The organism is Acidisoma sibiricum (assembly GCF_057837225.1).
In genome coordinates this window covers 2,865,442-2,878,954 of record NZ_CM174445.1, presented here as the reverse complement: position 1 = coordinate 2,878,954, position 13,513 = coordinate 2,865,442, and the positions used below count along the sequence as shown (strand labels likewise).

The following is a 13,513-nucleotide window of genomic DNA, read 5'->3' as shown; positions in this document are numbered from 1 at the left end:
CGTTCTGCGGGGCTGTGGTGGTGCGGATGATCTGTTTGCAGCCCATCCCTCAGACCTGAGGTGAGGCTTTTTCCGCACAGGTTTGAAATCTTTGGACAGCCTGCGAAGCCGGCTTTGCGCGCAGATAAAGGGCTTTCCATGGCCGCAATGTTCACGTTATGTTCCGTTTCAGATGAGGCCATAGCGTGACCCTTTTATTGGAAAAACAAAAGCTTACAGATTTGCGGGCCGCCATTGCCACGCTTGAACGGCGGCCGGGCGCGCCGCTGGCAGGACAGACGCTGCCATTCGGCCTGGCCCTGCTCGACCGGCATCTGCCCGGCGGCGGGCTGCGACTGGCTGGTCTGCATGAAATGGCCGATCAGGGTCCGGGCCAGCCTTATGCCAGTGCCGCCGGGCTGATGGTGGCGGGCATCCTCGCCCGGCTGGAGGGACCCGTGCTGTGGGCGACAGAACGCCCCGATCTCTATGCCCCGGCGCTGGCCGGTGTGGGCTTGAGCCCCGATCGCGTCCTGCATATCGCCGCCCGCCGCGCGGTCCCCACGGTGATGGAGGAGGCGCTGCGTCACGGCTGCTTCGCCGCCATCGTGGGCGAGCTGCGCCAGATCGACGCCACCGGCGCGCGCCGCCTGCAACTGGCGGCGGAAGAAGCGGGCATTCCATCCTTTGTGCTGCGGCGGCCCCTGCCGCGGGAACGCGCCGCGGCGCTCGCGCCCATGCCGGCGCTCACCCGCTGGCGCATCGCCCGCCAGCCCTCCGGCCCGGTCGTGCCGGAGGCGCCGCATGTGCCGGGCCTGGCCCCGGCGCTATGGCGGCTGGACCTTATCCGCTGCCGCGGGGCGCAGGCAGCATCCTGGATTGTGGAGGCATGCGATGCGACGGGTCATCTCCATCTGCCTGCCGCTCTGGCCGACAGATCGCTGGCGCCGGCAGCAGCAGAGCGGCCGCGCCGCGCCGGCTAGCGACCCGCAGGAGGCCACGCCACCGCCCAGCGCGGCGGCGGATCGCAGCCGTCCCGTCATCACCCGTCTGCATGACGGGCGGCGCTATGGGGTGGGGGCGGCCGACGCCGCAGCCCAGCGCCTTGGCATCATGCCGGGCCAGCCGCTGGCGGAAGCCCAGGCGATGCATCGTGATCTGACGATCATCGATGCCGATCCGGCGGGCGATGCAGCGGGCCTGCAGGCCCTGGCCGCCTGGTGCCAGCGCTATGCCCCGCTGACGGCCGCCGACCTGCCGGATGCGATCCGCATCGACAGTACTGGCGCCGACCATCTCTGGGGTGGGGAGCCCGCGATGATGGCGGATCTCCAGCGGCGTTTGTCCGGCGTCGGGCTCACGGTGCGGCTGGCCATAGCCGATACGCCGGGCGCCGCCTGGGCGCTGTCGCATTATGGGACCGAGGCAGCGACCCTTTCCCCGGCGGGTGGCGTGGCTGCTGCCTTGCGTCCCTTGCCCATCGCCAGCCTGCGCCTGCCGGCGGAGACCGTCGCCGGGCTGGACCGCATGGGCTTCGCGCGGGTGGGGGAGTTGATGGATGCGCCCCGCGCCCCCTTGTCCCGCCGTTTCGGCGCCGTGCTGCTGCGCCAGCTGGACTATGCGCTGGGCACCATGTTCGAGCCGCTGGAGCCGCAGGCCGCTCATCGCCTGGTCCGCGAGCGTCTGACCTTTCTCGAGCCTCTGGTGACGGCCGAGGCTTTCGCGACCGTCATCGACCGGCTGTGCCACAGCGTCGCCGCCGAGCTGCAGCGGCGTGGAGAGGGCGCGCGCCGGCTGGATCTGGTCTGCGAGCGGATCGACGGCAGCCAGCAGGTCATCGCCCTTGGCACGGCGCGGCCGGTGCAGCAGGCGGCGCAGCTGGCCCGGCTGCTGGGCGAGCGGATCGAGACGATCGACCCCGGTCCTGGCGTGGAGGCGATGACGCTATGGATTGCGCGGGCCGAGCCCGCATCCCCGGCCCAGCTGGAAGCCTGGTCGCCGCAGACGGGGATGGCGAAGACGCTGGGCGACCTGGCCCCGCTGGTCGATCGTCTGGTCGCGCGCTTCGGAGAGGCGGAGGTCTATCGCCTGGCGCCGGTGGAAAGCGATGTGCCGGAGCGTGCGGTGAGGAAGGTCGGGCCGCTGACACCGCCTACAGGCCGCAGCTGGTCGCCCAGCCTGCCACGACCGCTGCGCCTGCTGACGCCGCCGCAGCCGGTACAGGCGATCGCCTTGCTGCCCGACCAGCCGCCCGTCGCTTTCACCTGGCGGCGGGTGCGGCATCGTATCCGCCGGGCGGACGGGCCGGAGCGGATTTTCGGCGAATGGTGGAAGCGGGACGGGGAGCGCCGCCTGGCGCGCGATTACTGGGCGGTGGAGGATGAGGCCGGAGACCGTTTCTGGCTTTACCGCAATGGTGACGGTGAAAATCCCGAAACCGGAAATCTCGCCTGGTTTCTGCACGGCATTTTTTAGGGCTTGCGGCTGCGCCGAACATTTCCAGAATGGTTGTCGCGTCAAATAAATTTTTTGCTGGTGATGCTGCTTTCTCCCGCAGGAGCCGCGCGGTAATTTTTGCAGAGTCACCTAATTGTGAAGTAACAAAACCTCTCTCATTCTCGCCACACTTCCACCTTCTAAGACGAAACAGATGTGACGTTGGTCTTGCAACGACACCATTCCTCCGCCTCCGTTCGGACGCGGAGCGTGCAATGCGGCGGCTATCCGCCCGCCAGGCAGAAGCGGCCTGATGCGGCGACTGGCCCGATATGAAGGATACGTGCATGCGAAATCTGAAACAGGTGCTGATCGTGGTCGGCATGCTGATGGCGGCCGGCAGCCTCTCTGCCTGTTGCGGCCCCTGGGGCGGTCCCTTTTGCGGCTGGCATCATGGTGAGCATGGCGGTGGCGGTGGCTACGGTGGTCCGGGTGGCGGCGGACCCGGTGGGCCCGGCGGCTATCACGGGCCCTAAGCCCTGATCATGATACTTGCCGTCGCGTAAGACAGGGGGCGGTGCCTGGCAGGCTCCGCCCCTTTGGCGTCGGGAAAAGCCGGTCAGATTCCCTTGACGGACCCGTCCTTACCCGTCGCTTCCGCAGATATGACGAATGCGCCGACCACGAGCGCGATCCGCGCGTCGCGCGCGCCGGGCCGGATGCGGCCTGATCCTTCGAGGGCGGCGAGCCCATGCAGGGCCGCCCAAAACGTCTCGGTCGCGACATCCCGGTCGACGCAAAACGGCGTCACCACGGCCGAAAGGGCCTGGAAAGCGGCCCGCAATTCCGGTCTGGTGTCAGACTTGGCGAAGAGCAAATCCGTGGGCAGCACAAACATCGCCTCGTACAGCGCCGGCTGCCGCAGGGCGAAGTCGAGATAGGCCATCGCAACAGACTTGAGGGCGTGCGCGGCATCCGGCGGCCCGCCGGCCGCTTCCCGCAAAGCGATGGTGAGTGCCCGAAAGCCTTCGATGGCGACGGCCGCGACGATCGCAGACCTGTTCTCAAAATGTGAGTAGAGAACGGGCTGGCTATATTCGATCTCGTCGGCCAGCCGGCGGATTGTAACAGCGTCCCACCCTTCCTGCTCTGCAATCACGCGCGCGGCCGCGATGATGCGCTGCTCGCGCTCAGCCCGGTCTCTGACCTTCCGCTCGGCGGTACCCAATCCCTCAATCTCCCAGAGCCAGACGCCTATCCATCGCGGCATCATACTGACGCTTGACAATCTAGCAACGCTATATTATTTATCCTAGCAACGCTAGTTTATCTTGTTTTGTAAGAAGGAGACAATCACATGCAATGGATTGCGCTTGGAATAGCCGTCCTGCTGGCTCTCGCGATTATCGCCATCGGCACGCAATATATTGTGCGCCCCAGGGCCGCGACGCGCAGTTTCGGCCTGCCGCTGCCTGAAACCGGCGCCAATACCGATGCATGGCTGCGGCTGAAGGGCGTGCGCGACATCGTCTCGGGCTTGGCCGTCCTGACCTTCATGGCCTGGGGCACACCGCACGACGTCGGCATCATTCTCGCGGTCGAAGCCCTTATCGCTATCGGCGACATGCTGGTCATTCTGGCGGCGAAAGGGTCGCGCAAAGCCGCCTTTGGCATGCATGGCGTGACGGCGGCGGTGATGGTCCTGGCGTCTATTCCCTTAATCATCGGAGCGCATTGACATGGTCCATACGATCGCAATCTGGCTTCTGGCGGCAGGGTTCTTCGGCGCCGGCGTCTTCAACGTGATCGGCACGGCCACGCTAAAAGCCGATTTCGCCCGCTGGGGTTACCCGTCCTGGTGGAACCGTCTGACCGGCGGCGTTGAGATCATCTGTGCCGCGCTCATGGCCTATCCGGCCAGCCGTATCATCGGCCTGGCACTCGGCGCGGTCATCATTGCGGCGGCGATCATAACGGTTCTCCGCCATCGCGACTTTTCGCATCTGGCGCCGCTGAGCCTCTTTGTCGTCTTTCTCGTGCTGGCAGAAATACCGGTCTGAACGGGGGGGGGGGGCAGCGCCGCCCCCCTATTTCCCGCCGCCGATTTTTGCTTCGCCCAGCATGCGCTCCACCCGGCGGATCAGATCCTCGACCGCGAAGGGTTTGGTCAGCACCTCCATCCCCGGCTCGATATGGCCGTGGTTGAGGACGGCATTCTCGGCATAGCCGGTGATGAACAGCACGCTCAGGCCCGGCCGGGTGACGCGCGCCGCATCCGCCACCTGCCGTCCGTTCAACCCGCCCGGCAGACCGACATCGGTGATCAGCAGGTCAATGCGCGCATCGCTCTCGAAGATCTTGAGGGCAGCGCCGCCGTCCTGCACTTCGATGCAATGATAGCCAAGATCGGACAGCGCATCGGTCAGCAGCAGCCGGACTGTCGGCTCATCGTCGACGATCATCACCGTCTGGCCCTGATGGCTGAGGCGTAGGGCGCGATCGGCCTGCGGCGCCGCATCCTCATCCTCGGCACCCAGATGGCGTGGCAGATAGATCGTCACGCTGGTGCCTTGGCCGACCTCGGAATGAATGCGCACATAGCCGTGCGACTGGCGCGCGAAGCCATAGACCATGGACAGGCCCAGGCCCGTGCCCTGGCCGATGGGCTTGGTGGTGAAGAAGGGGTCAAACACGCGATCCAGGATAGACTTGTCAATGCCAGAGCCCGTGTCCGTGACGCTGACGGCCACATATTGGCCCTTGACCATGTTGCGCTCGCGCGCCGCGCGCTCATCCAGCCAGCGGTTCGAGGTCTCGATGGTGATATGCCCGCCCTCGGGCATGGCATCGCGCGCATTGATGCACAGGTTGAGGATCGCGTTTTCCAGCTGGTTGGAATCAACCTGCGCCGTCCACAAGCCCGCGGCGGCAATCGTCTCGATCGCGATCGCCGGTCCCACCGTCCGCTGTACCAGCTCGACGAGATCGGACAGCAGCCGGTTGATGACGGTCGGCTTGGGCGACAGCGTCTGGCGCCGGGCGAAGGCCAGCAGCCGGTGGGTGAGGGCGGCCGCGCGCCGCGCCGCCCCCTGGCCGGCGGCGATGTATTTTTCGACCTCCGCCGTGCGCCCCTGCGCGACACGGACGCCGATCATCTCATAGGTGCCGGAAATCCCGGCGAGAAGATTGTTGAAGTCATGCGCGAGCCCGCCTGTGAGCTGGCCTACGGCTTCCATCTTCTGCGCCTGGCGCAGGGCCTCCTCCGCGACTCGCAACCGGTCCTGCTCTTCAAGCCGCTCGGTTACGTCATAGCTGAACTGATAGGCGCCGATCTGCCGGCCATCGGCGTCGCGCAAGGGGCTGAAATGCTGCTCGTAATAGCGCTGGTTACCGGACTGATCGCTATAGGCTTCGACCATGACGTAGTCTTCGCCAGCCAGTGCCGGTGCCCAGGCCCGCTCCAGAGCAGCGATCAGATCCGCGCGCGGCGCCAGAAGATCGGGAACATGGTCGCCGATCTTGGGCCGCGTGCCGAAGATGCGCTCGAATTCGTCCGCACCGGCACCATTGATGGCGAGATAACGCAAATTCATATCCAGGACATGAACAAAGGCATTGGTATTCTCGACGATGCCCGCCAGCAGCTGGCGCTCGGCAATCGCCGATGCCACCCGCGCTTCCAGGTTCTCGTTGATCTCGTGCAATTCACGTTCGATGCGCTTGCGCTCGGTAATATCCTTGAACAGGACCGCGATCTGGCGGCGGCTCGGCGGCTCGATCCGAAACGATGATAACTCAAGGTAACGTCCGGTCGCCACCAGCTCCTGCTCGAAGCGGATCGGCTGGCCGGTGGCCAGCACCCCACCGTAGCGGGCGATCCAGGCATCGGCCTCGTTGGGCACCATCTCGCGCAGGGTTTGGCCGACGACATTGGGAATGCCGGCATGGATCGTATAGGCGGGATTGGCCTCGAGATGAATAAAATCGCTCAAGGGGCCATGCGGACCGTCGAAAAATTCGATGACGCAGAAACCCTCCTCCATCGAGTCGAACAGCGTCCGGTAATAGGCCTCGCTGTCCGAACGGGAGGCGGCCGGCACGGTCTGCGCGGCGTTGGGATCAAGCTGTGCCAGAACGCCGGCCACGGTGCCGTCGGCATTGCGCAGGGGAGAGAGCGCGGCGGTGCCACGGACCAGCGCGCCATCCGCCCTCCTGCGGGTCAGCGGCAGGCCACCCGCCTGCGCGGCCTCACCGCCGAGGGCCCGTGTCACCAGCGGGTTCAGCCAGTCCCAGGCGTCGGACAGAACCTGATCCAGCGGCCTGCCCGCGGCCTCTGTGCCGAGCAGGTTTTGCAGATGCCGGTTCGGCACCACCGTCAGCTGAGGGCCCCAGGCGACCAAAGCCGGTCCCGGCAGATCCTGCGTCAGCAGGGCGGCGGCTGAGAGGGCAAGCGGCCACTGTGCGACATGGCGCAGCGGCGTCGCCGACCAATCCGTCAAAGCGTCCAGCGCTGCCGCGGGGGATGACGGGCGGGCTGGTGCGGCAGACCTATGATCCGGTGTAGACATCATTGTCCGATTGTTACGGCAATACGACTTGCATGGCCGGCGGCGGAGCCGTCAAGCCAGGCCCTTGGGGTATCGAGCGAGTGTGATTAAGGGTGCCCATACTCCCGGGGCGTGGTTCACGGCACCAACAGCCGCCGCTACACTGGTTGTCAGACACAGGGCCAAAAGACCAGGGCAATCCGGTCATACACGTCAGAAAGGCAGCCTCCGCCACCATGCTCGACCATCCCAGTCCTGACTATCGGATTTTGACCGCGTCCGACGTGCCGGCCTATCTGGCAGGCCTGCCGGAGGCCGCCGCGATGCTCGGCGGCACGCCCGGCGACTGGGTCTGCCGCGATGTCGCAGACGGCAATCTCAATTCGGTCTTTCTGATCGACGGCCCGCTGGGCGGGCTTTGCGTCAAGCAGGCGCTGCCCTATGTCCGGGTCGCCGGCGAAAGCTGGCCGATGGATGTCAACCGCGCCTTTTTCGAGGTCAGTTACGGCCGGCGCATCGCGCCCTTTGCCGGCGCGCTCGCCCCGGTCATCCATCACTTCGACCCGGCGCTGTTCCTCATCGTGATGGAGAAGCTGGCGCCGCACGTCATTCTGCGGTCGGCCATGATTGCGGGCCACCACTATCCGCGCGTGCCGACCGACATCGCCGATTATGTCGCCGCCGCCTCCTTCTATACCTCCGACCTGGCCGTCCCGTTTGAGACCAAGGCGGAAGACCAGACGATTTTCTCCCGCAACCTCGCCCTGCAGCGCATTTCCGTCGATCTCGTTTTCACCGACCCTTATGTCGTCCATGAGCGCAACCGCATCATCGCGCCGCTGGAAGGCTGGGCCGCGGCCTTCCGGGCCGATATCGACCTCAAGGCTGCGGTCGCCGCGGCGCGGCTCATCTATCTCACCCGCGCGCAGTCTGTCCTCCATGGCGATCTGCATTCCGGCTCCATTATGGTGACCGAGACGCAGACGCGGGTCATCGACGGGGAATTCGCGCTCGTCGGACCGTCCGGCTTCGATATCGGCAATTTCATCGCCCATTACGTGATGGCCTGGTTCGCAAAACCCTTCCATGGCGGCCCGGCTGACGCGACGGCGCAGTTCCGCGATCAGCTGGCGGCCGATATCCTCTCGTTCTGGCACAGGTTTGAGGCGCAGTTTCTGAGCCATTGGCGCAGCTTCACGGGGGCGGCCGATGGCTTTCCTGCCAGTCATTTCGACACCCCTCTGGGCGCGGCGCGGCTGGAGACGCTGCGCCGCGCCTATGTGGCCGCGCTGTTCCGCGACGCATTGATGTTCATGGCTTGCAAGATCATCCGCCGTGTCCTGGGCTTCGCCCAGATCGCGGATTTTCTGGTCATCGCGGATGAGCGTGAGCGGGCGGACGCGCAAGCCGGAGCGCTGGCCTTCGCGCGTTCCGTGCTGCTCTTTCCCGAACGCTACGGCGATATCGCGGCGGTGGCCGCGGCGCTGCCGCGGTTTGCGGGCGCGGGTCTGGACCCTGCGCCCACGCGTCCGCTTTAACCCCCGAAGGCGACCAGCACGCGGCCCGAGCGGCCGCGGGCGCGCAGCACAAGGCCCAGCGTCACGCCGCGCACCGCGAAGAAGAACAGAAAGGCGAGCCACAGCCCGGTATTGCCGAAATGCGGCATCAGCGCTGCCCAGCAGAGCAGGAACAGGGCGAGCGAGACCAGCATCATATTGCGCATGTCGCGCGACCAGGTGGCGCCGATGAAGACGCCGTCGAGCTGAAAGGCGGGGGCGGCCACCACCGGCACCAGGGCTGCCCAGATCAGGCTTGCCGCCGCCGCTGCCCGCACATCCGGGGCCCGCGTCAGCAGCGCGATGAAGTTCTGCCCCCAGGCGATATAGGCGAGCGTGATGACAAGGCCCGAGACGAGGCTCCAGGCCAGCGTGATCCTGACAGTCCGGTCAAAGCCCGCGCGGTCGCGGGCGCCGATGGTGCTGCCCGCCATCTGTTCGGCCGCCGCCGCGAAACCATCCAGGCAATTGGCCGACAGCGCAAAGAACTGCATGTGAATGGCATTGGCGGCGAGGGCGGCCGCACCCAAGGCTGCGCCCTGGCGGGTAAAGAAGGCGAAGGCAAACAGCAGCGCCAATGTGCGGATCAGCGTATCACGGTTGAGCACACCCATTTCGCGCCAGCCTTCCGCAGCGCGGAACGCGGCGGCCGCACCCTGCCATAGCGGGCCCGTGCTGATGCGCAGCCAGGCGAGGCCCGCGACGAAAGCAGCCGTTTCACCGGCGACCGCGGCCCAGGCGGCCCCTTCCACCCCCCAATGCAGACCCTCCACCAGCCAGAGGCAGAGAAGGATATTGGTGCCGTTGAGGATAAGCTGCAGCGCAAGCCCGGCGCCGGCCCGCGCCCGGCCGAGCAGCGCACCCAGAATCGCGTAATTGGCGAGCGCGAAAGGGGCGGAGAGGGCGCGGATCAGCGCATAGCCGGCCGCCGCCCGCAGCACGCCGCCATGGGCGCCGAGCAGCGGCAGGCCGATCCAGGTTTCGGGTCCGCGCAGTGCCAGAATAATGAGGCCGAGGCCGAGTGCCAGCACAAGCGCGCGCTGAAACACCCCGCGCGCCGCGTCCTCATTGCCGCCGCCCCGCGCGAGGGCCGTCAGCCCCAGGGTCGTGCTGCGCAGGAAGCTCAGGCTGACGAGCAGCAGATCGAACAGGATGGCGGCGATGGCGATGCCGGCCGAGAGATCGGCCTGGCCCAGCCGGCCGATGACGGCGGTCGAGACAGCACCCACCAGCGCGGTGCTGAGATAGGCAAACATCATCGGCAAGGCGATTGCGAGGACGCGGCGGTGCGTAATGGCGGGGTTCTGGGCATCGGTCATCGCGCCAGATGGCGGAAGAATGACATGCAGCGCAAGAGCCGCCGGCTGGCGCAATTAAACTGGACATTGCATGACGGGAATGATCTGTTGATCGGACCGCAGAGATCCGCGCGGCAGGAAAGGAAATGCGATGTCAAGACCGAACCGTCACCGGCCGGGCGGATGGTTGACGAGCGACCATAAGGCGATCCGCAAATGGATACTCAACCTGAAAGCCAAAGCGGCGCAGACGGCGCCTGCCGACTACATCGCCCCTATTCAGGCCCTGGCACTGATGGTGGCCAATGATCCGGTGCTGAATGCCAGCACGCAGGCGATGTTCGTCGAGGCGCTTGCCTATTACCAGGACGACCCGACCGGCGCCCCGGCCGTGACCAGCTGGCCCGAATTCCTCAGCCTGCTCAACGCCATCATGGTGACGGCACCGGAATTCATTGTCACTCCGGGTGGCGACGAGGCGCAGGGGCTGGTTGGTTTTCCGATCAACGCGCTGCTCGACTGGCCGATGGGCGCGGCCGCCGGGATCACGACCTTCTACAGCCAGACCTTCAACGCCTATTTCAAGCCGGTTCTGACCTATTGGGGTAGCTTCCTCACCACCCTGCCGTCCCGCTATGTTCTGGCTGACAGTGACCCGACCAGCGACCCGCCGGTCATCGCCTGGCTCTCAGCACCGGCCCTGGCGCAGATGGTGGCCGTGGCCCAGCAGCCCTTTCCGTCGCCGCCGGCGCAGAGTTTCACCGATATCTTCGTCGTCCCCGATCCTGGCGATCCCGCCTATTTCGGCTTCCAGTCCTGGGACCAGTTCTTTACCCGCGTCTTCCAGCCCGGCCAGCGGCCGGTGGGCGATGCGCCGCTCGTCAATGCCTGCGAATCAGCGCCGCTACAGGTGCAGACCGGCGTCGCCCTCTCGGCCAATTTCTGGCTGAAGGGACAGCCCTATTCCCTGCTCGATATGCTCGCGAATGATCCGAAAGCGCCCCAATTCGCCGGTGGCACGGTCTATCAGGCCTTCCTCAGCGCGCTGAGCTATCATCGCTGGCACAGTCCGGTGGATGGCGTCATCGCCAGTGCCACCGTGGTCGATGGCACCTATTATCTGGAAAGCCCATCGGAAGGGCTTTACAGCGGCAACCCGGACCCTTCGGCGCCGAATGCCTCGCAGCCCTTCATCACCTCGGTCGCGACGCGGGCAGTGATCTTCATCCAGGCGAACGAACCGGCTATCGGCCTGATGGCGGTGGTGGCGGTCGGCATGGCCGAGGTCTCCAGTTGCCAGATCACCGTCGTGCCGGGGCAAAGCGTCAGCCGGGGCGATCAGATCGGCATGTTCCATTTCGGCGGATCGACCCATTGCCTGGTGTTCCAGCCAGGGGTGAAGCTCGCTTTTCAGGTGCCGGTCACCAATACGCCCAACCTCGATGCGACCAATGTGGCGGTCAATGCCAATCTGGCTTATCTCGCTTAGGCCAGCGATCCCCGCTCGCGGAAATTCCGCGCCAGCCGCGGCATGGTCAGTCCCTGGGCGATGATCGTGAAGACGACGACGGCATAGCAGACGGGCAGCAGATCGCCGCGGGGCGCGGTCTCCGGCAGACTGAGGGCGAGGGCGACCGAAATGCCGCCGCGCAATCCGCCCCAGGTCAGCACCGCAATCGCGTGCCGGCCCATGACGTCGTGCAGCCGCAGGAAATAGATCGGCAGGATAAGGCTGACGGCACGTGCAAACAGCGAGAGCAGGATCGCGATGGCGCCTGCCAACAGATCGAGCCCGGTGACGGGCACGGAGACGACTTCAAGACCGATGAGCAGGAACAGCAGCGTATTGAGCAACTCGTCGATCATCGACCAGAAGGTCATGACATGCTGCTGGGCGATGTCGCTCATCGCGTCCTGGCCGGCTTTGCTGCCCATGGCGAGCCCGGCCATGACGACGGCAATCGGGCCGGACAGGCCCAGGGCATTGGCGAGGCTGTAGGTCCCGGTGGCGAGTGCAAGGGACAGGATGAGTTCGAGATTGTAGTCGTCCACCCGGCTGATCAGGCGCAGCGCCACCCAGCCCGTAATGAACCCCAGAATACCGGCACCGAAGGCTTCGACGATGAAGGAGGAGACCAGTCCCGCGATCGTCTCCGCATGACCGCTCGACGTCGCGACACCCAGCAGGACAGTAAAGACAACGACGCCGACGCCGTCATTGAACAGCGCCTCCCCGGCGAAAATGGCGCGGAAACCGGCCGGCAGGCCCAGCCGCTTCAGCAGCCCGACGACCGAGACCGGGTCGGTCGGCGCCAGGATCGCACCCACCACCAGGCACCAGATCAGCGGCACCGCCACGCCCAGCGCGCCGAAGACGAGCCAGATGCCGATACCGAAGACCGCAACGGCGATGACGACGCCCCAGGTGGCGAGTGCCAGCACGGTCCATTTCCGGCGCAGAAGCTCTCGGATATCGACATGCATGCTGCCGGCAAACAGCAGAAAGGCCAGTGCCCCGTTCATCAGCGCCGATGGCAGGTTGATCGTATGCAGCAGATCCAGCGCCCAGCGCCGGAAACTCCAGGGTGCGATGAGCGGATCGAGCGCGATGGCGATGACGGAGACGGCAAGGGCGATGATCAGCACGCCGGTCGAGGCGGGCACGCGCAGCAGCCGGTAGTTGACGATGCCGAAAACAGCCGAAAGCGTCAGCAGAATGGCGATGAAGCTGAGCCCATTCATGCGCCGGACGGAGCCTCAGGCAGGGAGACCGGCGATCCCGGCACCGCGCGGCACAGAAGGACGCGGCGGCGGCTGGTCTGGAAGGTGGCGCGCTCGCCCACCGCGCTCAGATGATGATCCATCTGCGTGAGTGTCGCCTGGGCATCGCCGCGCGCCAGGCTGTCGATCAGCGCCTGATGCTCCTGCACCGCGCATTGGCCGGAATGGGGCAGATGCTGGTCGGATAGCAGCAGCGAACAGCGGGAGACCAGTTCCGAGACGTAGCGGGCAAGCAGCGGACTGCCGGCAGCTTCTGCCAGACGCACATGAAATTCGCCGGAGAGGCGGATCGATTCCGCAACGCCCTCGGACAAGGCACGCTCTTCCTCTGCGACATGGGCGCGCAGCGCGGCGAGGATCTCGGCCGGCACCGGGCTTTCCGTCAGGCGGCCGATGACGATGAGTTCGATGCTGCGGCGCAGGTCCAGGATATCGGCCGCTTCGTCAGGGCTTGGCTTGGCAACGCGGGCGTTCTGATTGCTCTGGCGCACGACCAGACCCTCGGCGATCAGACGGGCGAAGGCCGCCCGCACCACGGTGCGGCTGACGCCGCTGCGCTGGGCGATGTCGCCCTCCGGTAATTTGGTGCCGGCCGGCAGGCGCCGCTCAATGATATCGCGGCGGATCGCGGCATAGACCTTGTCCGGTGCATCACCCGCGCGGACCACCGTCTTGCGTGATCCGATAGCCGGATCGCGCTTTCGGTGCGATGCAGAAATGGCGTGAGCGGGGTCCATGGCGGTGCCAGTCCTAGCGAAAGGAGACTGTCTTGGCCATGGCGTTCGGCTTTAAAGCGGCTTTTAGGCGTCTGGCTAAGAAAAATCGCGGCCGCACCGCTGGGATTTGCCGCAGGCGCAGCCAAAGGCCACTGCCGTCGCCACACGACCCGAAGCGGGATCGCGTGGCGACTGATCAG

General features: G+C 65.9%; 12 protein-coding genes. 7 read left to right on the top strand and 5 right to left on the bottom strand.

Features of this window, described 5'->3' with window-relative positions; all coding sequences use genetic code 11:
- The first annotated feature begins 185 nt into the window (after positions 1–185).
- The 3 genes from AC3G7M_RS13705 (at position 186) to AC3G7M_RS13695 (ending at position 2,951) form a co-directional block, all read left to right on the top strand.
- A complete protein-coding gene (locus tag AC3G7M_RS13705; protein WP_489212640.1) occupies positions 186–962 on the top strand; it encodes an ImuA family protein in 777 nt (258 codons plus the stop codon).
- Positions 874–2,454, top strand: coding sequence for a Y-family DNA polymerase (locus AC3G7M_RS13700; protein ID WP_489212639.1), 1,581 nt, complete (start codon positions 874–876; stop codon positions 2,452–2,454). Before AC3G7M_RS13705 ends, AC3G7M_RS13700 begins: the two co-directional genes overlap by 89 nt.
- Positions 2,455–2,762: 308 nt before the next feature.
- Positions 2,763–2,951: a hypothetical protein gene (locus AC3G7M_RS13695; RefSeq protein ID WP_489212637.1), complete on the top strand. Its 189-nt coding sequence runs from the start codon at positions 2,763–2,765 to the stop codon at positions 2,949–2,951.
- A gap of 83 nt (positions 2,952–3,034) precedes the next feature.
- Here AC3G7M_RS13695 and AC3G7M_RS13690 read toward each other — a convergent pair whose 3' ends face one another.
- A complete protein-coding gene (locus AC3G7M_RS13690) occupies positions 3,035–3,688 on the bottom strand; it encodes a TetR/AcrR family transcriptional regulator (RefSeq protein WP_489212635.1) in 654 nt (217 codons plus the stop codon).
- Between the two features lie 84 nt (positions 3,689–3,772).
- Here AC3G7M_RS13690 and AC3G7M_RS13685 point away from each other — a divergent pair, with 84 nt between their 5' ends.
- The gene (locus AC3G7M_RS13685; protein WP_489212634.1) at positions 3,773–4,153 is read left to right on the top strand and encodes a DUF4267 domain-containing protein; all 381 of its coding nucleotides are present in this window, start codon (positions 3,773–3,775) and stop codon (positions 4,151–4,153) included.
- A 1-nt stretch (position 4,154) separates the two neighbouring features.
- Entirely contained in the window at positions 4,155–4,475 is a 321-nt protein-coding gene (locus AC3G7M_RS13680) for a DoxX family protein (protein WP_489212633.1), read from the top strand.
- Between the two features lie 27 nt (positions 4,476–4,502).
- Here AC3G7M_RS13680 and AC3G7M_RS13675 read toward each other — a convergent pair whose 3' ends face one another.
- The gene (locus tag AC3G7M_RS13675) at positions 4,503–6,986 is read right to left on the bottom strand and encodes a hybrid sensor histidine kinase/response regulator (RefSeq protein WP_489212632.1); all 2,484 of its coding nucleotides are present in this window, start codon (positions 6,984–6,986) and stop codon (positions 4,503–4,505) included.
- A 212-nt stretch (positions 6,987–7,198) separates the two neighbouring features.
- Here AC3G7M_RS13675 and mtnK point away from each other — a divergent pair, with 212 nt between their 5' ends.
- Positions 7,199–8,500, top strand: a complete 1,302-nt coding sequence (mtnK, locus tag AC3G7M_RS13670; protein ID WP_489212630.1) for an S-methyl-5-thioribose kinase — start codon at positions 7,199–7,201, stop codon at positions 8,498–8,500.
- On the opposite strand, the gene AC3G7M_RS13665 is transcribed toward mtnK, so the two are convergent.
- A complete protein-coding gene (locus tag AC3G7M_RS13665; protein ID WP_489212628.1) occupies positions 8,497–9,837 on the bottom strand; it encodes an MATE family efflux transporter in 1,341 nt (446 codons plus the stop codon). The genes mtnK and AC3G7M_RS13665 overlap by 4 nt on opposite strands.
- Positions 9,838–9,967: 130 nt before the next feature.
- Between AC3G7M_RS13665 and AC3G7M_RS13660 the strand changes: the two genes are divergently transcribed.
- Complete coding sequence (locus AC3G7M_RS13660) at positions 9,968–11,305, top strand: phosphatidylserine decarboxylase family protein (protein ID WP_489212627.1); 1,338 nt, start codon at positions 9,968–9,970, stop codon at positions 11,303–11,305.
- Here the strand turns inward: AC3G7M_RS13660 and AC3G7M_RS13655 are convergent.
- Together AC3G7M_RS13655 and AC3G7M_RS13650 are read right to left on the bottom strand one after the other, a co-directional pair.
- Positions 11,302–12,558 carry a cation:proton antiporter gene (locus AC3G7M_RS13655; RefSeq protein WP_489212626.1) on the bottom strand — a complete coding sequence of 419 codons (1,257 nt, stop codon included), beginning with the start codon at positions 12,556–12,558 and terminating at the stop codon, positions 11,302–11,304. The two genes, AC3G7M_RS13660 and AC3G7M_RS13655, sit on opposite strands and share 4 nt — an antisense overlap.
- Complete coding sequence (locus AC3G7M_RS13650; protein ID WP_489212625.1) at positions 12,555–13,334, bottom strand: GntR family transcriptional regulator; 780 nt, start codon at positions 13,332–13,334, stop codon at positions 12,555–12,557. Before AC3G7M_RS13650 ends, AC3G7M_RS13655 begins: the two co-directional genes overlap by 4 nt.
- Between the last annotated feature and the right edge of the window lie 179 nt (positions 13,335–13,513).

Bases quoted from the DNA above. Each gene is read 5' to 3' on its own strand.
- AC3G7M_RS13700 (WP_489212639.1), top strand. From the start codon at position 874: ATGCGACGGGTCATCTCCATCTGCCTGCCGCTCTGGCCGACAGATCGC.
- AC3G7M_RS13695 (WP_489212637.1), top strand. From the start codon at position 2,763: ATGCGAAATCTGAAACAGGTGCTGATCGTGGTCGGCATGCTGATGGCG.
- AC3G7M_RS13690 (WP_489212635.1), bottom strand. From the start codon at position 3,688: ATGATGCCGCGATGGATAGGCGTCTGGCTCTGGGAGATTGAGGGATTG.
- AC3G7M_RS13685 (WP_489212634.1), top strand. From the start codon at position 3,773: ATGCAATGGATTGCGCTTGGAATAGCCGTCCTGCTGGCTCTCGCGATT.
- AC3G7M_RS13680 (WP_489212633.1), top strand. From the start codon at position 4,155: ATGGTCCATACGATCGCAATCTGGCTTCTGGCGGCAGGGTTCTTCGGC.
- AC3G7M_RS13675 (WP_489212632.1), bottom strand. From the start codon at position 6,986: ATGATGTCTACACCGGATCATAGGTCTGCCGCACCAGCCCGCCCGTCA.
- mtnK (WP_489212630.1), top strand. From the start codon at position 7,199: ATGCTCGACCATCCCAGTCCTGACTATCGGATTTTGACCGCGTCCGAC.
- AC3G7M_RS13665 (WP_489212628.1), bottom strand. From the start codon at position 9,837: ATGACCGATGCCCAGAACCCCGCCATTACGCACCGCCGCGTCCTCGCA.
- AC3G7M_RS13660 (WP_489212627.1), top strand. From the start codon at position 9,968: ATGTCAAGACCGAACCGTCACCGGCCGGGCGGATGGTTGACGAGCGAC.
- AC3G7M_RS13655 (WP_489212626.1), bottom strand. From the start codon at position 12,558: ATGAATGGGCTCAGCTTCATCGCCATTCTGCTGACGCTTTCGGCTGTT.
- AC3G7M_RS13650 (WP_489212625.1), bottom strand. From the start codon at position 13,334: ATGGACCCCGCTCACGCCATTTCTGCATCGCACCGAAAGCGCGATCCG.